Here is an 18,908-nt window from a genome sequence, read left to right on the forward strand (position 1 = left end):
CAAGGGATTCCCTTGCGTCGCCTAGCATGCTTCAACCGCGACATGCGCTACCTTGCCCTGCCCGCCCTGCTCACCCTCCCCGTCGCCGCATATGCGCAGCAAGCGGTGCTGTTCGACGGCCGCTCCACCGCGACCATCGTCCATGACGACGCCACTTCGACCAAGCTCGCCGGCGAACTGCTCGCCCACGACATCGCCAAGCGCGCGGGCAAGACGCCGCTGGTCGCAGGCGATCTCGCAGCCTGCGAGAAGCTTTGCGTCGTCATCGGGCGGAAGGACTCCGCCCTCGTCCGCCAAGTCGCCGCCGATGCGAAGGTCGATCTCGCCGCGCTGGACGGCCAGTGGGAACGCTATATCCGCGTCCTCGCCCCCTCAAAGCAGCATCCCGGCCGGTCCTACCTGCTGATCGCCGGCTCGGACCCGCGCGGCGCCATCTGGGGGACGGTGGACCTCAGCCGCGCGATCGGCATCTCGGCCTGGGAATGGTGGGCGGACGTGACGCCGCGCCACGCCGATCGGCTGGTGGTCGACGGCCGCCGGCTGCTGTCCGACGCACCGTCGGTCCAGTATCGCGGCATCTTCCTCAACGACGAGGATTGGGGCCTTCAGCCCTGGGCCGCCAAGACCTATGAGCCCGAGACCGGCGATATCGGCCCCAAAACCTATGCGCGCGTCTTCGAGCTGATGTGGCGGCTCAAGGCCAATTTGATCTGGCCGGCGATGCACGAAAGCACCAAGCCCTTCTACCAGATCCCCGGCGCTGCCGAGACGGCCAAGGCCTATGCCATCGTCGTAGGCACCTCGCATGCCGAGCCGATGCTGCGCAACAATGTGCGCGAGTGGGACGAGAAGGCCGAGGGCCCGTTCAACTTCTTCACCAATCGCGACCGGATGGCCGACTATTGGCGCCGCCGGGTGGACGAAGTGAAGGGCTTCGAGAACGTCTACACCATCGGCCTTCGCGGCAAGCACGACTCCGCGCTGGAGGGCGCCAAGAGCCCCGAACAGGCGCTCGCCGCCACCAGCCATGCGATCGAGCTGCAGCGCGGCCTGCTCGCCACCGCGCAGGGCAAGCCGGCCGATCAGATCCCGCAGGTACTCACCCTCTACAAGGAAGTGCTCGACGTCTATCGCAGCGGGCTCAAGGTGCCCGAGGACGTGACGCTCGTCTGGCCCGAGGACAATTACGGCTATCTCGGCCAGCTACCCACCGCCGCCGAGCGGGCGCGCAAGGGCGGCTCGGGCCTTTACTACCACATCAGCTATTGGGGCCGGCCGCACGACTATCTGTGGCTGGCGACGACCCATCCGGCGCTGATCCGCGAGCAGCTGGACCGCGCCTGGCAGACCGGCACGCGCAAGCTGTGGGTCGTCAATGTCGGCGACATCAAGCCGGGCGAGGTACTGACGAGCTATTTCCTCGATGTCGCCTTCGACGCGAAGCTGCTGAACAAGCCGGTGCGCGCGCAGCTGTACGACTGGGCGACCACGCAATTCGGCGACCAGGGGCCGGCCGTCGGCGACGTGCTGATGGACTATTACGACCTTGCCTGGGAGCGGAAGCCCGAGTTCATGGGCTTCAGCACCGTCGAGCCCGAAACCCCGATCCGCATTGGCGACTATGTCCGAACCGGCGGCGACGAGGCGCAGGCGCGGATCGACCGCTATCAGGCGCTGCTCGACAAGGCCGAGGCACTGGCCGCGACTATTCCCGCCGATCGCCGCGATGCCTTCTTCCAGCTGGTGCTCTATCCGGTGCGCGGGGCGGCCAAGCTCAACGAGCGCAACCTCAAGCTCGATCTCGCCGCGCTCTATGCCCGCCAGGGGCGTGCCAGCGCCAATGCTCTCGCGGAGCAAGCCCGAGCCGCGCACCAGACGATCGTCGCCGACACCGCCACCTACAATGCCCAGAACGGCGGCAAGTGGCGCGGCATCATGGACATGGCCCCGCGCCAGCTCGCCGTCTTCGCCGAACCGCCCTACCCCAAGATCGACCTAGCCCCCGTCGCCCCCTGCGGCGCAGACGCCCGCGCGCTCGCCTTCGCACCCGGCAAGCCGGAGACGCGCACCATGACCGTCTATGGCAAGGGCGCGGTGGGCGACTGGACCGTCGAAGGGCTGGAAGGCGTCGAACTCTCCGCCCGCGCGGGACGGCTCGATGCGGGCAACGGCTATGAGATGCGCGTCTCAGTGCACTATGACGGCAAGGGCCCGATCGCCGCAGGCAAGATCCGCTGCAACGGCGCGATGGTCTATCTGGAGCCGGTGCTCCAGCCCTTCCCCGCGGGCGACGCCACGCCCGAGGTCAACCACATCATTTCGCTGACCCCGGCCGACCTCCAGCTGGCCGGCTTGCCGTGGGAGCGGATCGCCGAACTCGGCTCGCGCGGCGCCGTGCTGCGCAGCAAACTCGACCTGCCCTCCACCGACAAGGCGGACGCCGCCTCCCCGCTCGTCCTGCCCTTCCAGCTGGGCAACAAGGGCGACGCCGAACTCAGGATCGTCGCCCTGCCGGTCCATGCCCTCACCTCCGCGAACAAGCTCCGCATCGGCGTGCGCGTCGACGGCGGCGCGATCACCGTGCTCGAGTATGAGACCCATGGCCGCAGCGACGAGTGGAAGGCCAACGTCCTCTCCAACACCGCCGTGCGCACGCTCAAGCTCGGCCTGCTTGCGGCCGGCGCACATAAGATCGAGGTCTTCGCGATGGACCCGGGCTTCCTGCTCGACCGGATCGATGTGCGCCTCGATGGCGCACCCGACTATTATGGCGCCCCCCCGATCCGCTGAGCGGCCAGCTCGGCGGCGGCAACATCGCGCAGTCGCCGGGCAACTTCGGGGTTGATCCCGAGATCCTCGGCGGCGCGCTCGCGCGGCCCCAGGCTGCGCGGATCGTGGCCGGTGATCGCGCCGAACTCCACCAGCGCCTCCAGATAATAGCCTTCGGCGCTGGCGTGATACTGGTCCCAGGTCCACAGGCTGAACAGGCCATAGGCAATGCCGTCATAGGGATTGGGATCGGCGTATCCGTCTCGAATCGCGCGGTTCCAGGCGGTGCCGACCGGCAGCACACCGTGGATGCCATAGCCGGGCGCAAGCCCCAGCCGGTTGGCCGCCAGCAGGTCCTCGGCCATGCGATAGATGGGCAGCCCGTGCCAATGGCCGCCGGGACGATAGGTCTGGTCGGCACGCGACCAGGTCGCGACCAGATCCACCTGCGCGGCGGGATTGCGCGCATGGAACAGCGCCGCGAGCGCGCGGGCAGCGGCAAGGTGACGGGTCGGATCGCCAGGCCGCTCGGCGTCGAGGGTGCTGAAGCCCTGCAGCGCCACCACGTCCCAGCGCCGGTCGATCAGCGCCCGGCGATTCGCCAAATGCCAGGCGAGGTCCTTGCCCGGCGAGGTCTCCAGGCTCACCTGCCAGTCGAGCCCCGCTTCGACCGCGAAGGTCTTGAACAGCGCGGGTACGCCCCCGATGCCCTCGCGATTGAGATCGTTCACCCGGTCCGGCCGGTAGCGCATCACCGGCGAATTGGCGCCGAAGGTGAAGCTGTTGCCGACGAACAGGATCGTCTTGGCAGCGGCGGGCAGTGTCCAGAAAAGGCAGGCGAGGAGCAGCGCAAGGCGGCGGAGGGGCATAGGCATGGCCCGTTCCTAGCCGCCCAAGCTGCTGCTTCACAATGACTTGATCGGGAAATCCTGTTCCCTATTCGTTCGATCGGCGGTATAGCGCGCCATGGCCGCGTCGCCCGTCCGCAAGATCCTGCACATCGACATGGATGCGTTCTACGCGTCCGTAGAGCAGCGCGACGATCCCGCGTTGCGCGGCAAGCCGGTGGCGGTCGGCTCGGCCGCAGCGCGCGGCGTGGTGGCGGCGGCAAGCTATGAAGCACGCGCGTTCGGCGTACGATCGGCGCTACCCTCGGTCACCGCGCTGCGGCGCTGCCCGGACCTGATCTTCGTGCGGCCGCGCTTCGATGTGTACAAGGCGGTGTCGCAACAGATCCATGCGATCTTCGCCGACTATACCGATCTCATCCAGCCGCTGTCGCTCGACGAGGCCTATCTCGACGTAACCGACGATCGCCGCGGGCTCGGCACCGCCTGGGCGACGGCGAAGGAGATTCGCGCGCGTATCCTGGCAGAGACGGGACTCACCGCCTCGGCAGGCGTCTCGTACAACAAGTTCCTCGCCAAGCTCGCCTCGGATCATCGCAAGCCCAACGGCCAGTTCGCCGTCACCCCGGACATGGGGGCAGCCTGGGTGGAGACGCTGCCGGTCTCCCGCTTCCACGGCGTGGGGCCGGTGACGGCCGCCAAGATGCAGCGGCTGGGGATCGAGACCGGCGCGGACCTGCGCGCCAAGTCGCTCGACTTTCTCCAGCAGCATTTCGGCAGCAGCGCCGAATGGTACCACCAGATCGTCCGGGGGGTCGACGATCGGCCGGTGAACCCCAATCGCGAGCGGAAATCCTCGGGCTCCGAGACGACTTTCAGCCACGACCTCACCGACGATGCCGAGATCGAGGTGGCGGTGCTCGGCCAGGCCGACGATGTGTGGGACTGGTGCGAACGCACCCAGGGTTTCGGCCGCACGGCAACGGTGAAAATCAAATATGCCGATTTCCAGATCATCACGCGCAGCCGCAGCCATACGACGCCGATCACCAGCCGCGAGCAACTTCACGCCGCGAGCATCGCGCTGCTGCGGTCGGTGCTGCCGACGCCCAAGGGCATCCGGCTGGTGGGGGTGACCGTCTCCAACTTCGATCGCGGCGTGGCCGAGCCCCTGCCCCTATTCGGCCACGCGGACGCGTAACACCTTCGCGATCGTACTCTCTTGCTCCCTCTCGGGCGGGGAACCCGGATCCCGCGTCGCGCGCTTTCCCGAAGAAGAAAAAGGGGATGCAGGATGGACCCGAAAGGGCGCGATGCGCGCAGCCCGTGGACGATGCCATGGGCGGGATGGAAGTCCGTGCTCTGGCGCAGCTGGAACGAATCGAGTGACGACAATATCGGCCTGATCGCCGCGGGCGTCGCATTTTACGGGTTCCTGGCGCTGGTGCCGCTGCTCGGTGCCGTAGTGCTCAGCTATGGGCTGGTCGCCGATCCGGTGACGGTGCTCCACGATGTCCGCGCGCTTTCCACGATCCTGCCACGCGACATCGCGCTGGTGGTGGGCGATCAGCTGCTCGGGCTGGTGCACAGCCCGGACGGCCAGAAGGGGTTCGGCATCCTGATCGCGCTGGCGATCGCGCTGTTCGGCGCGCGCAACGGCGCGGGCGCGATCATGTCCGCACTGAACATCGCCTATGAGGAAAGGGAGAAGCGCAGCTTCGTCTGGGTCAATCTCACGGCGCTAGCGATCACACTGGGCGCGGTGCTCGCGGCGGTGATCGCCGCGATCGCCATGACCGCGCTCGGCGCGCTGGACCGGCTGCTGCCCTTCGCGCCCGATGCGCTGCTCGTGCTGGGCAAGATCGGCAGCCATGTGCTGCTGACGCTGGCGGGTGCGGCGGGCGCGGCGGCGCTGTACCGGTTCGGCCCCTCCCGCGCTCAGCCGCGCTGGCGCTGGATCACACCCGGATCGCTGCTCGCCGCGCTGCTGTGGCTGGCGCTGACGCTCGGCTTCGGCGCCTATGTCCGCTATATCGGCCGCTTCGATGCGACCTATGGCTCGCTCGGCGCCATCGTGGCGCTGCTCACCTGGCTCTATCTGTCGGCCTATGTGCTGCTGTTCGGTGCCGAGCTCAATTCGGAACTCGAGCACCAGACCGCCCACGATACCACCACCGGCCCCGCCGCCCCGCTGGGCAAGCGCCGCGCCTGGGTGGCGGACAATGTCGCCGAATGACGGCCCAACGGCTCGTCGCGTGCGTGGTGGCCCTGCCCTGCCTGCTTCCCCTATAGCGGCGCGATGCCTCGCCTCCCCCTGATCTCGCTGCTGCTCGCGCTGCTGGTCGCCGCCCTTCCTGCCCAGGCTCAGCAGAATGCCTTCGATCTCGTCGGGCCCGACCTGAAGCTCAGCGTGACGCGTGGCGGCGTGACGCTGCCGATCGGGGCGGTGCCCTCGCTTCAGCCCGGCGACAAGGTGACGGCCGAGGCCGCGCTCCCGCCCGACCAGTCGGCGCACTATCTGCTGGTGGTAGCGTTCCTGCGCGGTGCGACCAATCCGCCGCCCAAGGACTGGTTCTTCGTCGCCGAGACTTGGCGCAAGAAGAAGAACCGCATGGAGCTGGAGGTTCCCAAGGGAGCCGAACAGGCGGTGCTGTTGCTCGCGCCGGAGACCGGCGGCGGCTTCGATGCGGTACGCGATACGGTGCGCGGCCGCCCCGGCGTGTTCGTGCGGGCCGCGCAGGATCTGTTCCAGGCCTCGCTGGATCGCGCACGGCTCGATGCCTTCGTGACCGCGGTCGGCCGCATCGGCGAATCGGCGCCCGAACGCCTGTCCACCGCTGCGCCGGTGCTTGCCAACGCGCTGCGCATCAAGCTCAACGCCGAATGCCTGTCGCGGCCCCGCTCGCTGCAGGCGGCGTGCCTCACGCAGAATCGCGATTCGCTGGTCCTCCAGGCGCAGCGCGGCACCACCTTGGCCGAGACGCTGACCGGTGCGCCCGTGGACCTTGCCTATAGCCTTGCCGCGACCCCACAGGGCGGCGGCGGCTTCTACAGCCCCTATATCGGGCTGGCGCGCGACGTGGCCAAGCTGTTCGGGGCGTTTCGTAGCCCGCAATACCAGTACCTCCCGGCGCTGGGCCTAGGACGCGGCGACGCGCTGAAGCTGCTGCTCAACGCCGCGCCGTCGTTCCAGAATCCGCGCTCGGTGCTGGTCGTGGCGCTGCCGCCGCTGGGGGCCGCCACGCCGCCGATCTGGCAGGCGGGCGGCCCGACCCCGGTGTGCCTTGCCCAACCCGGCCTCGCACTGCCGCTGGAAGATGCGCCGTTGCTCTACGCCACCGATTTCGCGCGATCCTTGTCGATCCACGTCACGAGCAACGACGGCAAAACACGCGATTTCCCCGTCGCGCCCGACGTTGAGAAGGGCGGCGTCCGCCTCGACGAGGCGGTGCCCGCGGACCTGGGTACCGTGTCCAACGCGGTGCTGCAGGGCCGCTGGGGCTTCGATGGCTTCAGCGGGCCGCGCCTGCCGGTGCAGCTCGACGCCATGGGCGCATGGCGCGCCGTGCCGGACAGCAACGTGGTGGTCGGCCGCGAGCATCCGCTGGTGTTGCGCGGCGGGGCTGCCTTCTGCGTCAGCCAGATCGCGCTCAGCGACGCCAAGGGCGTGCGGACGCCGGTGCCGTTCAAGGTCAGCGGCCAGGACGAGCTGACGATGACGCTGCCGCTCAAGGACGCAAAGCCCGGCGCGCTGACGCTGAACATCGCCCGCTTCGGTACCGCTCCGCCGGATATGATCCCGCTGGTCGCCCGGCTGGAGGCGAGCCGGCTCGACCGCTTCGTGCTGCACGAGGGCGACCGCGACGGGGTGCTAGACGGCGCGCGGCTCGACCAGGTGACCGGGCTCGACTGGCACGGCCTGCACTTCACCCCTGCCGACCTCTCGCGCGGCAAGGACGGCGACCAGCTTGCCCTCAAGGCCGACGCAGCGATCCCCGCGGGCGATGGCGAGGCCGTGGTGCGGCTGCGCGACGGGCGCACGATGAAGCTGTCGGTTCGCGCGACGGCACCGCGGCCCGCGGCGACGCTGCTCAGCCGCGCGGCGAGCGGCAAGGCCGCGTCCGGTGCGCTTGCCCTGACCCTGCCGGAGGGCGTGCTCCCGGCCGACGCTGCGATCGACTTTTCGTTCAAGATGACGCGCGGCACGCTGCGCGACGACGGAATCGTGGAGATCGCCGGGACCGATGGACCGAATGCACGCCTGGGCTTTCGCGACGGCGCGCTCCAGCGCATCGGCGATGCGGTGGTGGTTGCCCATTTTGCACCCCGGGCGCTGCTCGGCGCGGGCATCACCGGGCCGCTACGCTACCGGCTAGTGCAGGGGGAAGCGGCGGGAGACTGGCAGCCGCTCGTCACCGTCGCGCGATTGCCCCAGCTTACCGGTCTTGCCTGCCCGGCCGAAGGCAGCAGCTGCACGCTTTCCGGTACCGATCTGTTCCTGGTGGCCGCCATCGGGGACAAGCCAGACCTCGCGGGCGCAACCGCAGTGCCGCTGGGCTTTGTCGGCGGCAGCCTCGCGCTGCCGCGCCCGGTGGGCAAGACCCTCTACTTGCGGCTGCACGATGCGCCGGACAGCGTCGCCCAAGTAACCCTGCCCGGTTGAAAAGGGTCACAGAAAGCGCGTGGAACCCGCATGTTAGGCTGCTCGTTATCGAACATAACAGGAACCTTTCAGGAAGCCGCCATGACCGAACCGCTCCACAATCCGAAGCTCGACGAACATCCCGGCTCGAATACCGAGAAGGATCCCGAGGACTGGGTGTCCGGGGACGATCCGATGACGGGCGCGCAGGCCTCCTATCTCACCACGCTGCTCGAAGAAGCCGGCGAGCCGCCGATCGAGGGCACGCTGAACAAGGCGGAAGCCTCGAAGCGGATCGATGCGCTGAAGGAACAGCTCGGCCGCTGAGCGGCGGCGAATTCAGCCCGCCTTGGCGAGAGCGTCGAATGCCTTCAGTCGGGCGAGCAGCGCCGGCATCTCGTCCAGCGGCACCATGTTGGGGCCATCGCTGGGCGCGGTGTCGGGCGCCTGATGCGTTTCGATGAACACCGCCGCGACCCCCACCGCTACGGCCGCGCGGGCGAGCGTCGGGACGAATTCGCGCTGGCCGCCCGAACTGGTGCCCTGCCCGCCCGGCTGCTGCACGGAATGGGTGGCGTCGAACATCACGGGATAGCCCGTCTCCGCCATGATCGGCAGCGAGCGCATATCGCTCACCAGCGTGTTGTAGCCGAAGCTGGCTCCGCGCTCGCACAGGATAACATTGTCGTTGCCGGAGGATGCGATCTTTCGGGCGACATTCTTCATGTCCCAGGGCGCGAGGAACTGGCCCTTCTTCACGTTCACGGCGCGGCCGGTCTGCGCGGCGGCGACCAGCAGGTCGGTCTGGCGGCACAGGAAGGCCGGGATTTGCAGCACGTCGACCACCTCCGCCACCGGTGCGCACTGGCCAGCATCATGGACGTCGGTCAGTACCGGGCAGCCGAACTGTGCCTTGAGGTCCGCGAACACCTGCAGCGCCGCCTGCATGCCGATGCCGCGCGGCGCGTCGATCGAGGTGCGGTTCCCCTTGTCGAACGAGCTCTTGTAGATAAAATCGATGCCGAGATCGGCGCACAGCTTGGTCAGCGCCTCCGCCATGAAGAAGGCATGGTCGCGGCTCTCCATCGCGCAGGGGCCGGCAACGAGCACGAAGGGCTTGTCGTTGGCGATCTCGAGGGCACCGACCTTCACCGTCTTCATCCGCAAATCCTTCACGTCATTCTACCTTCGTCGCCCGGACGGACCCGTCCGCGCGCAGGCCGCAACCGCCTACGCCAGAAAAACATGATTGGTCGAGCCCGCTGCGGAACCTCGGCACCACGCAACCGGTTGGGCGGGCATTCCCGTTACCCCAGCCGGAGCGCCCCGATGGCCGACCAGCAACGTTCCTCGCGCGTGCTTACCGTGCTTGCCGTACTCCTGGCGCTGGTCGGTCTCGCGATCGGCGGCGGCGGGCTCTGGCTGGCGCTGCTGGGCGGATCGATCTACTATTTGCTCGCCGGCACGGCGCTGCTCGCCACCGCTTGGCTGCTGCACCGGCGCGACCCCAAGGCGCTGTTCCTCTACGCCGTGCTGCTGATCGCGACGATGGTGTGGGCGGTGGCCGAGGCCGGATGGGACTTCTGGGCGCTCGCCCCGCGTGGCGACGTGCTGGTCCCGCTCGGCATCGTGCTGGCGCTGCCCTGGGTGACGCGGCGGCTCGGCTCGCCGCGCTGGCCGGGACGCGCCTGGCCGCTGGTCGGCAGCCTGGGGGCTGCCGCGATGGTGCTGCTCGCCACCGCCTTCACCAATCCGCACGACCTTGCCGGGTCGCTGCCTGGCGCGCGCGGGATCGCGCCGGCAAGCGTGCTGGGCGATACACCGAAGGAGGACTGGAGCGCCTATGGCCGCTCGTGGCGGGGCGACCGCTGGTCGCCGATCGATCAGATCACGCCCGGCAATGTCGCCAAGCTGGAAAAGGCCTGGGAATTCCATACGGGGGACCTGAAGACTGGGGCGGACCCGGACGAGTTCACCTATGAAGTGACGCCGATCAAGGTCGGCGGCCTCGTCTATCTCTGCTCACCACACAATATCGTGTTCGCGCTTGATCCGGAAACGGGAAAGCAGGTCTGGCGCTACGATCCGCAGATCCGGTCGTCGCAGGAGATGCAGCACCTCACCTGCCGCGGCGTCTCCTATCACAGCAACGGCGCCGCGCCCGGCACCGGCGGACTCTGCGCCAACCGGATCATCATGGGTACGAACGACGCCCGACTGATCGCGCTGGATGCGACGAGCGGCCGACCCTGCCCCGGCTTTGGCATCAACGGTCAGGTCGATGTATGGCCGGGCCTGCCGGGCCAGCAGCGCGGCTGGTGGCAGATCACCTCTCCCCCCGTCATCATCGGCAACCTCGCCGTGTTTGGCGGTGCGGTATATGACAACAAAACGACCTTCATGCCCTCCGGCGTGGTCCGCGGCTATGACGTGAATACCGGCCGCGCCGTCTGGGCGTTCGACCCCGCCAACCCCGACGACACGCGCCCCAAGGCGTCCGGCGCCGGCCGATACACGCCGTCGAGCCCCAACAGCTGGACGATCGCCGCCGCCGATCCGGCGCTCGGGCTTGTCTACATCCCGACCGGCATGGCCGCGATCGACCAATGGGGCGGCCGTCGCACGCCGGAGACGGAGCGATTCGCCACCTCGGTGATCGCGCTGGAGGCTGCGACCGGCAAGGTCCGCTGGACCTTCCAGACCGTCCATCACGATCTCTGGGACATGGACGTGCCCGCCCAGCCCGCGCTGGTCGACCTGAACCTGCCGGGTCGCAGCCGCGTGCCGGCGCTGATCCAGTCGACCAAGACGGGCAATATCTTCGTGCTCGACCGGCGCACCGGCCAGCCGGTGGTGCCGGTTCGCGAGATCCCCGTGCCGCAGGGCGCCGCAGCGGGCGACCGCACGTCCCCCACCCAACCCGAATCCGCGCTCAGCCTGATGTCGAAGAAGCGTGTCACCGATGCGGACATGTGGGGGGCGACGATGTTCGACCAGCTTGCCTGCCGCATCAAGTTCAAGCGGCTGCGCTACGAAGGGCCGTTCACCCCGCCGTCGCAGCAGGGCACGCTCGTCTTCCCAGGCAATTTCGGCGTGATGGACTGGGGCGGCATGGCGATCGATCCGGTCCGCATGATCGCCTTTGCCCACCCGAATTACATGGCCTTCGTCGATCGGCTGGTGCCGCGGCCCGAATCAGACGCGGCTGACCCCAAACTGCGCGGCCCCGCGGGGGGCTCCGACTTCAGCGGATCCGACATCAAGGGGTTCAACCCCAACACCGGCGCGCCGTTCGCGGTGGCGCTGAACCCCTTCCTCTCGGCACTGGGCCTGCCCTGTCAGGCGCCGCCCTGGGGCTATGTCGCCGGCATCGATCTGGTAAGCGGCAAGACCGTATGGCAGCACCGCAACGGCACCTCGCGCGACCAGACTCCGGTCCCCTTGCCCTTCAAGCTAGGCGTGCCATCGCTCGGCGGGCCGATGCTGACGGCGGGCGGCGTCGCCTTCATGGGCTCGGCACTGGATTACTATCTGCGCGCCTATGACGTGACGACCGGCAGGGTCCTCTGGCGCGGTCGCCTGCCGGCTGGCGGCCAGGCGACGCCGATGAGCTATTGGTCCGGCGCGAGCGGGCGGCAGTTCGTAGTGATCGCCGCCGGTGGCCATGGCTCGCTGGGGACAAAGCGCGGCGATTCGATCGTCGCCTATGCCCTGCCCAAGTCGCGCTGAGACTGCGGACGACTTCGTTACGGCATAAGTATTGATCCAGGATATGGGTTTGACTTTCGCCGTGAAATACCCGTCTCTGCCTGGTGGACCTACTCGGTCCTGATAACGGGGACAGGTCAATTTGCGTCGTTCGCTGATCCTGATGGGTCTGACCGGTCTGCTGCCGATCGTCGTACTCGGTTCCGCGTACGGCGCCGTCACCCTGCGCGAACAACGCGCCGCGCTTGATCGCCAGGCAGCCCTTGCGAGCCGATCGACCGCGCGGCTGGTGGGCCGCGAGATCGCCGCCACGATCGACGCGGTGAAGATGATCAGCCGCTCCCCGTCGCTCGACAATGGCATCGATCGTCCGCGATTCACGATGCTGGGTCTGAGATTGATGGAGGACCACCGCAACTGGTCCGCCCTCAGCATCGCCGATTCCGACGGCAACCGCCTGCTGGATCTACCGCGGCCGATTGGCGGCGCGCTGGGAAAGGTCATCGATCCCTTCAGTCTCGCCAGGGCGGTGCGCACCCGCCAGGCCCAGATAGGCCATGTCATCAAGGGACCACGCGGAATCACCGCCTTCGCCGTGCGCGCACCCGTATTGCGGGGACACAGCGTGCCGTATGTCGTTTCCGCCGTGGTGCCGGTGCAGGCGATGCAGCACCTGCTGTTCGCGGAGGAAGTGCCGCCCGACTGGCGCGTGCGACTGTTCGACAAGCGCGGCGCGGTGATCGCGCAATCGGGCCCGACCACGCAGGACTCCATGCAGTCAGTAGTCAGCGCGGTTCCGGAGGCGGGCTGGCGGGTGGAGGTTGCCGTACCCAGGGGTGCCTTCGCGGCACTGACCCGTCAGACACGCATTGTCCTGATCGTCGGTGGGCTGGTTGCGCTTGCGGTGTTCGCGGCGCTCACCTTTGCCCTGGCGATCGAGCTTCGCCGGTTCCGGCAACGCCAAGCGGCGACGCTGCAGGCACAACGGCTGGAGGCGCTCGGGCGGCTGACCGGCGGCGTAGCGCACGATCTCAACAATCTGCTCACCCCCATTCTGGGCGGGCTGGACCTGTTACGCGCGCGCATCGGCGACGACGTCAAGGCCAAGCGCTACATCGATAGCGCCACCAGCAGTGCCGAGCGTGCCCGCAGCCTGGTTGCGCGCCTGCTCGCCTACGCCAAGCGCCAGGCGCTGACGCCGGAGGCGATCGACGTGCCGGCGATGCTCGCCGATCTGCACGAGTTGCTCCAGCGGTCGGTGGGGCCGGCGATCCGTTGCGCGATCGAAGCCGACGACGGTCTTCCCGCAGTGCGCGCCGATCGCAATCAGCTGGAGCTGGCCGTCCTGAACCTAGTGATCAATGCCCGCGACGCCATCCACAGCCGCGGCGGCGGCCATGGCACGATTAGAATCGAAGCCCACCTGTCCCGCCGCGACGAGGCTCGCGGGCTGGCACGGGGTGCCTATCTTGCACTTGTCGTGCACGATGACGGCTGTGGAATGGACGCAGCGACGCTGCGCCGCGCGATGGAGCCCTTCTTCACCACCAAGGCGGGCGATCGCGGCACCGGACTCGGCCTGTCGATGGTCCACGGCTTTGCCGAACAATCGGCGGGGCGGCTACTCTTGGAAAGCGTGCCGGGCCAGGGTACGCACGCCACGCTGATCCTGCCGGCGACCGACGCAGTGCCACCGGTGCCGGTCGCGGTGCGCGAACGCCCGACGCGCACCGCCGAGATCCTGCTGGTCGACGACGATCCCGCCGTTCGCGAAGCCGCAGCCGAAGTGCTGCGCGCCCATGGTCACCTGGTGGCCGAGGCGGATTCGCTGCGCGAGGGAATGGCCGCCCTTGCCGGCGCACCCGATACGGCGCTGGTGATTACCGACTATATGATGCCGGGCGGCACCGGCGGCGAGTTCATCACACGCGCACGCCATGCGGGTCTGCCTCAGCCCTTCCTGCTGCTGACCGGTTACACCGATGCAGCCGAAGACCTGCCCGCCGATGTGCCGCAGCTGCGCAAGCCGTTCCGGGAACGCGAGTTGCTGGATGCGGTGGACGCGTTGCTCGACTGAACCCGCCTCACATCTCGCCCGGACCGGGCAGCCAGACGGGATCGAACCGCACCCGACGCGGCGGCAGCGGCGAGATCTTGCGCAGCCTGTCGATGTCGCCGAGCGCGATCCGCTGGCCATGCCGCGCGATCAATCCCTCGCGTTCCAGCAGCCGCATCGTGCGGTTGACGTGCACGGCCGTCAGCCCGAGCACGTCGCCTAGGACCTCCTGGGTTAGCGGCAGGTCGAAACGGCCCTCCTCCACCGCCCCGATCTTGGCCAGCCGATCGTGCAGATCGAGCAGCAGCCGCACCATCCGCTCCCGCGCAGAGGACTTTCCCATCGCCGCCACGATGTCCATCAATGCCAGTCGCTCCACCTGAACGCCCATCAACAGCAATGACCCAAGCCGCGGATAGGCGATCAGCACGTCACGAAGCCGTACCAGCGGCACCGCCGCGATCCGGCATTCGGTCACCGCCACCAGCGTATCGGCAGCGGTATCCAGGACCATGCTGGGCGTGCTCATCATGTCGCCGGTGATGTGGACCTTGACGATCTGCCGCTGCCCGGCGGGCAGCCGGATCGCCGCAGTGGCCCAGCCTTCGAGCAACAGATAGATCGCGTCCACCGGATCGCGCTCGCGGCGGATCGTGCCGTTGCGACGGACGAGAATTTCCGGATCGCCCATGCCGCGCAGGGCGTGGGCTTCCGCTTCGGTGAGCGTCGCCTGCTCGTGGAACCGCGTCAACGGATAGTTCGGCACCCCCGATGTTCCCCCCCTACTGGATGTGTTCGCCGGCACGGCGGCCCTTCCACGCCGGGCCGCAGTCGCTCGCGAAACGATTCCTAACCGGCCCACTTCCGGCTGGCAATCACACCCATGGGGGAAATTCGGCTTAACCTGTTATAAGATCTAGCTTTTCATCCTTGAAACCGAGGTGCCTGCGCTCACACCTCCGGCAGCTGTCCTAGCAGCTTGTCGGGGGTGATCGGGAAGCTGCGCACGCGCACACCGCAGGCATGGTGAATGGCATTCGCAATAGCCCCTGCCGCGCCGCAGATGCCGAGCTCGCCGACGCCCTTGGCCTGGAGCGGACTACCTGCCGGATCGCGCTCGTCGACCAGCACCACGTCGAGCGCGGGCACGTCGGCATTCACCGGGACATGGTACTCGGCGAGGTCATGGTTGACGAGGTGGCCGTCGCGCGGATCGAAGACGAGTTCCTCGGTCAGCGCGCTGCCGATGCCCCACACCATGCCGCCCAGGCACTGCGAGGTGGCGGTCTTCGCGTTCAGCGCGCGGCCCAGACCGAATGCGCCGGTCATCCGCCGCACCCGCGTCTCGCCGGTATAGGCGTTGACGCCGACCTCGACGAAGAAGGCGCCGTACATTGCGATGGCGAACTGCTCGTCGATCCCGCCATTCTTGAAATGGCCGGTCTCGGTGAGGTCGGTCTTGAGCAGCTCGGTGAAGGGGATGCGGCGGTTGCCGGCAATCGCCTCGCCGTCCTTGAGCGTGAGGTCGGCTTCCTCGACACCGAGCTGCTCGGCGAGCTGCTCGCGGATCGCCTCGCAGGCGACCAGCACCGCCGAACCGGTCGATGCGGCCCCCCAGCTGCCGCCGGACCCCGACCCCGGCGGATAGCGGGTGTCGCCGAGCTGGACGAGCACCTTCTCCGGCGGCAGGCCGAGCATCTCGCCCGCGATCTGGCCGAGAATGGCATAGGTGCCGGTGCCGATATCGGTCATGTCGCTTTCGACGATCGCGGTGCCATCGGTCGACAGCGTCACCTTGGCCTGAGCTTCGTTGAGATTGTGGACGCGGGTGGCGCTGGCCATGCCGGTGCCGATCCACCATTCGCCCTCGCGCCGCTGGAGCGGACGGCGGTCGCTGCCGTCCCAGCCGAAGCGCTCGGCGCCGACCTTGAGGCATTCCGCCAGCCGCCGCGAGCTATAGGGCAGGCCCTCGCTCGGATGTTGCTCGGGGATGTTGCGCAGACGCAGCTCGACGGGATCGATGCCGCTGGCCAGCGCCAGCTCGTCCATCGCCGCTTCGAGACACTGCATGCCCACCGCCTCGCCCGGCGCGCGCACCGAGCCGGCGGTCATCCGGTGGATCCGGGCGAGGTCGATGCGCAGCGTGCGATGTTCGCCGCGATAGAGGAACTCGCTCGCCTGGGTCACCGGCTCGGCGAACTTCTCGCCGGGCAGGTTGGAGACCCAGGCCTCGTGGCCGAAGCCGTCCAGCCGCCCCTCGGCATCGGCGGCGAGGCGGATGCGCTGGCGCGTCTCGGACCGACGCATCACGGTCTGAAACACCTGCTGGCGGCTCATCACCACCCGCACCGGCCGGCCGAGCTCGATTGCCGCGACCGCCGCCGCGGTCAGCTCCGCGCTGATACCCAGCTTCGAGCCGAAGCCGCCGCCGACATAGGGCGCGACCAGCCGCACCTGCTCGGGCTCGAGGCCCAGCGCGTCGGCCAGTTCCTTCTGGTTGTATTTGAGCATCTGCAGGCTCGAATGGGCGGTGAGCGTATTGCCGTCCCATTCGGCGATGCTGGCATGCGGCTCCATCGCCGCACTGGCATGGCCCTCGGTGGTGTAGGTGACGTCGACCGCATGGACGGCGTCGCGCATCGCGGCGTCGAGATTGCCCTGCTGCACCGGCTCGCCGAAGGATTCATGGGCCGCGTGGCCGTCCTCGGAATCCAGCGGCACCTTGGCAGGATCGTCGGCGCGATAGGCGATGCGCAGCCGCGTGGCGGCGTCACGCGCCTGCTCGAAGGTCTCGGCGACGACGAGCGCGACGGGCTGGCCGAAATAGTCGACCTTCTGGATCTCGCGCACCGGCGACTTGCCCGCGCCGCCCTGGGCCGAGCGGGTGATCATCCGCGGATCGGCGATCACCGCCAGCACGCCGGGCATGGCCAGCACGGGCTCGGATTCGATCTCGACGACCTCGCCGCGGCTGATCGTGGCGAGGACCAGCACGCCCTCGGCGCAGTCCGCGATCTTGTATTCGGCGGCATAGGGGGCGACGCCGCTGGTCTTGGCGCTGCCGTCGGGCCGGTCGAGCGGGCGGCCGATGATGCCCTGGGCCATGGCGTCCAGCCGGTTACGGTCGTCCGGCTTGTCCATCGTGTACAGGCGAGTCACAGCGTACCTCCCGTCGCTTCGCGCAGCACGGCCTTGAGCGTGCGGCGGGTGAGCGGAATCTTGAAATCGTTGCTGCCCTGCCCGCGGGCGTCCTCGAGCAGCAGCGCGGCGGCCTGGTTGAACAGCGCATCCGACGGCGCCTGGCCTTCGAGCAGCGCCTCGACCCGGGCATCGTGCCACGGCTTGTGCGCCAGCCCGCCGAACGCAAGCCGCGCCTTGGCGATCTTGCCGGCCTCGACATGAATCACCGCCGCCAGCGAGACCAGCGCGAACGCGTAGGAGGCCCGGTCACGGACCTTGCGGTAGAGCTGGGTCCCGCCGGCCGGTGCCGGCAGCACCACGCCGGTGATCACGTCGCCGGGCTCGAGGACATTGTCGCGCTGGGGCGTGTCGCCGGGCAGGCGATGGAAGTCGCGTACCGGCACCATCAGCTTGTCGCCCTTGGCGCTGTGGATCTCCACCGTCGCGTCGAGCGCCGACAGCGCCACCGCCATGTCGCCCGGATAGGTGGCGATGCACGCGTCGTTGGCGCCGAGGATGGCGTGGATGCGGTTGAACCCGCCGATCGCCGCGCAGCCGGTGCCGGGTTCGCGCTTGTTGCAGGCTTGGGAGAGGTCGGTGAAATAATAGCAGCGCGTCCGCTGGCAGAGGTTGCCCCCGGTCGTCGCCTTGTTGCGCAGCTGGAAGGTCGCCCCTGCCAAGATCGCGCGGGCGAGCACCGGATAGTCGGCGCGGATACGCGGATCGGCGGCGCAGGCGCTGTTCGAGACGAGCGCGCCGATGTGCAGCCCCTCGCCGTGCGTCGTGATACCGCCAAGCGGCAGTCGATTGACGTCGACAAGGGCTGTGGGCGTTTCCACCTCCAGCTTCATCAGGTCGAGCAGGTTGGTGCCGCCGGCGATCGGCTTGGCACCGTCGGCGACGAGCAGCTGTCCGGCATCGCCCAGGCCATGGGCCCGCTGATATTCGAAGGGCTTCATGCCTGCGCCTCCGCCACTTCGACAATCGCTGCGACGATGTTGGAATAGGCGCCGCAGCGGCAGACATTGCCGCTCATCCGCTCGCGTATCTCTTCCTCGGAAAGCCTGGGCGTGCCGGCGACGTCGTCGCTGACCATGCTGGTCCAACCTGCGGCGACCTCGTCGAGCATGGCCTTGGCCGAGCAGATCTGGCCGGGCGTGCAATAGCCGCACTGGTAGCCGTCATGCCGGACGAACGCCGTCTGCAACGGGTGCGGCGCATCGGCGGTACCCAGGCCCTCGATGGTGGTCACGCTGTCGCCGTCGTGCATCACCGCCAGCGTGAGGCAGCTGTTGATCCGCTGCCCGTTGAGCAGGATGGTACACGCGCCGCATTGGCCGTGGTCGCACCCTTTCTTCGTGCCGGTGAGGCCACAATCGCGGCGTAGGAAATCGAGCAGACTGGTACGCGGATCGACATCGAGCTCATGTTCGACGCCGTTGATGTTGATGGGCATGCGGGGCCTCCCTGGTCAGGGGGCGAACGCGCGGCGTTGAAGATCGGTCCCCTGCTGCCAGCGCCTTCCCTTCATGACACGATCGGCGGGATTTCCGTGCCGGCGCTAGGAGGCCGCCCCCCGCACCGTCTAGCGCGGATCGACATTCGGGATTCCCAAACGAGCTGATCGCTGATTCATAGGCATCCGTGTTGAGACGCGGAGCAAGTGATGGCGGTGAAGCGGTGCGAACTGAACGATGCGCAATGG

Annotated in this window: 13 protein-coding genes; 7 read left to right on the top strand and 6 right to left on the bottom strand. The window is 68.3% G+C overall.

Features of this window, described 5'->3' with window-relative positions:
• Window positions 1–12 precede the first annotated feature (12 nt).
• On the top strand, window positions 13–2,790 hold the full coding sequence (locus A7X12_RS05670; protein WP_232318373.1) for a glycosyl hydrolase 115 family protein: 2,778 nt from the start codon (window positions 13–15) through the stop codon (window positions 2,788–2,790).
• Here the strand turns inward: A7X12_RS05670 and A7X12_RS05675 are convergent.
• Window positions 2,766–3,644 carry a hypothetical protein gene (locus tag A7X12_RS05675; RefSeq protein ID WP_064310642.1) on the bottom strand — a complete coding sequence of 293 codons (879 nt, stop codon included), beginning with the start codon at window positions 3,642–3,644 and terminating at the stop codon, window positions 2,766–2,768. The two genes, A7X12_RS05670 and A7X12_RS05675, sit on opposite strands and share 25 nt — an antisense overlap.
• Before the next feature lie 91 nt (window positions 3,645–3,735).
• On the opposite strand from A7X12_RS05675, the gene dinB reads away from it, so the two are divergent.
• The 4 genes from dinB to A7X12_RS05695 all read left to right on the top strand — a co-directional run bounded on the left by dinB (window position 3,736) and on the right by A7X12_RS05695 (window position 8,586).
• Window positions 3,736–4,818: a DNA polymerase IV gene (dinB, locus tag A7X12_RS05680; RefSeq protein ID WP_064310643.1), complete on the top strand. Its 1,083-nt coding sequence runs from the start codon at window positions 3,736–3,738 to the stop codon at window positions 4,816–4,818.
• Between the two features lie 93 nt (window positions 4,819–4,911).
• Window positions 4,912–5,853 carry a YihY/virulence factor BrkB family protein gene (locus tag A7X12_RS05685; RefSeq protein ID WP_064310644.1) on the top strand — a complete coding sequence of 314 codons (942 nt, stop codon included), beginning with the start codon at window positions 4,912–4,914 and terminating at the stop codon, window positions 5,851–5,853.
• A 63-nt stretch (window positions 5,854–5,916) separates the two neighbouring features.
• On the top strand, window positions 5,917–8,280 hold the full coding sequence (locus A7X12_RS05690; protein WP_064310645.1) for a hypothetical protein: 2,364 nt from the start codon (window positions 5,917–5,919) through the stop codon (window positions 8,278–8,280).
• A gap of 81 nt (window positions 8,281–8,361) precedes the next feature.
• Entirely contained in the window at window positions 8,362–8,586 is a 225-nt protein-coding gene (locus A7X12_RS05695; RefSeq protein ID WP_064310646.1) for a DUF3072 domain-containing protein, read from the top strand.
• A gap of 12 nt (window positions 8,587–8,598) precedes the next feature.
• On the opposite strand, the gene kdsA is transcribed toward A7X12_RS05695, so the two are convergent.
• Window positions 8,599–9,420, bottom strand: a complete 822-nt coding sequence (gene kdsA, locus A7X12_RS05700; RefSeq protein ID WP_064310647.1) for a 3-deoxy-8-phosphooctulonate synthase — start codon at window positions 9,418–9,420, stop codon at window positions 8,599–8,601.
• A gap of 168 nt (window positions 9,421–9,588) precedes the next feature.
• Here kdsA and A7X12_RS05705 point away from each other — a divergent pair, with 168 nt between their 5' ends.
• Window positions 9,589–11,988, top strand: a complete 2,400-nt coding sequence (locus tag A7X12_RS05705; RefSeq protein WP_064310648.1) for a membrane-bound PQQ-dependent dehydrogenase, glucose/quinate/shikimate family — start codon at window positions 9,589–9,591, stop codon at window positions 11,986–11,988.
• Window positions 11,989–12,109: 121 nt separating this feature from the next.
• Window positions 12,110–14,044: a hybrid sensor histidine kinase/response regulator gene (locus A7X12_RS05710; RefSeq protein ID WP_064310649.1), complete on the top strand. Its 1,935-nt coding sequence runs from the start codon at window positions 12,110–12,112 to the stop codon at window positions 14,042–14,044.
• A gap of 7 nt (window positions 14,045–14,051) precedes the next feature.
• Here the strand turns inward: A7X12_RS05710 and A7X12_RS05715 are convergent, their stop codons facing one another.
• The 4 genes from A7X12_RS05715 to A7X12_RS05730 form a co-directional block, all read right to left on the bottom strand.
• Window positions 14,052–14,789: a Crp/Fnr family transcriptional regulator gene (locus A7X12_RS05715; RefSeq protein ID WP_064310650.1), complete on the bottom strand. Its 738-nt coding sequence runs from the start codon at window positions 14,787–14,789 to the stop codon at window positions 14,052–14,054.
• Window positions 14,790–14,974: 185 nt separating this feature from the next.
• Window positions 14,975–17,164, bottom strand: a complete 2,190-nt coding sequence (locus tag A7X12_RS05720; RefSeq protein WP_064310651.1) for a xanthine dehydrogenase family protein molybdopterin-binding subunit — start codon at window positions 17,162–17,164, stop codon at window positions 14,975–14,977.
• A gap of 14 nt (window positions 17,165–17,178) precedes the next feature.
• A complete protein-coding gene (locus A7X12_RS05725) occupies window positions 17,179–18,162 on the bottom strand; it encodes an FAD binding domain-containing protein (RefSeq protein ID WP_064310652.1) in 984 nt (327 codons plus the stop codon).
• Window positions 18,159–18,659 carry a 2Fe-2S iron-sulfur cluster-binding protein gene (locus A7X12_RS05730; protein WP_084445100.1) on the bottom strand — a complete coding sequence of 167 codons (501 nt, stop codon included), beginning with the start codon at window positions 18,657–18,659 and terminating at the stop codon, window positions 18,159–18,161. Before A7X12_RS05730 ends, A7X12_RS05725 begins: the two co-directional genes overlap by 4 nt.
• Window positions 18,660–18,908: the final 249 nt, after the last annotated feature.

This window comes from Sphingomonas sp. TDK1 (assembly GCF_001650735.1).
Taxonomy (GTDB): domain Bacteria; phylum Pseudomonadota; class Alphaproteobacteria; order Sphingomonadales; family Sphingomonadaceae; genus Sphingomonas.

Excerpts from the sequence above, each read along its gene's own strand:
- A7X12_RS05675 (WP_064310642.1), bottom strand. The coding sequence starts at position 3,644 with ATGCCTATGCCCCTCCGCCGCCTTGCGCTGCTCCTCGCCTGCCTTTTC.
- dinB (WP_064310643.1), top strand. The coding sequence starts at position 3,736 with ATGGCCGCGTCGCCCGTCCGCAAGATCCTGCACATCGACATGGATGCG.
- A7X12_RS05685 (WP_064310644.1), top strand. The coding sequence starts at position 4,912 with ATGGACCCGAAAGGGCGCGATGCGCGCAGCCCGTGGACGATGCCATGG.
- A7X12_RS05690 (WP_064310645.1), top strand. The coding sequence starts at position 5,917 with ATGCCTCGCCTCCCCCTGATCTCGCTGCTGCTCGCGCTGCTGGTCGCC.
- A7X12_RS05695 (WP_064310646.1), top strand. The coding sequence starts at position 8,362 with ATGACCGAACCGCTCCACAATCCGAAGCTCGACGAACATCCCGGCTCG.
- kdsA (WP_064310647.1), bottom strand. The coding sequence starts at position 9,420 with ATGAAGACGGTGAAGGTCGGTGCCCTCGAGATCGCCAACGACAAGCCC.
- A7X12_RS05705 (WP_064310648.1), top strand. The coding sequence starts at position 9,589 with ATGGCCGACCAGCAACGTTCCTCGCGCGTGCTTACCGTGCTTGCCGTA.
- A7X12_RS05720 (WP_064310651.1), bottom strand. The coding sequence starts at position 17,164 with ATGGACAAGCCGGACGACCGTAACCGGCTGGACGCCATGGCCCAGGGC.
- A7X12_RS05725 (WP_064310652.1), bottom strand. The coding sequence starts at position 18,162 with ATGAAGCCCTTCGAATATCAGCGGGCCCATGGCCTGGGCGATGCCGGA.
- A7X12_RS05730 (WP_084445100.1), bottom strand. The coding sequence starts at position 18,659 with ATGCCCATCAACATCAACGGCGTCGAACATGAGCTCGATGTCGATCCG.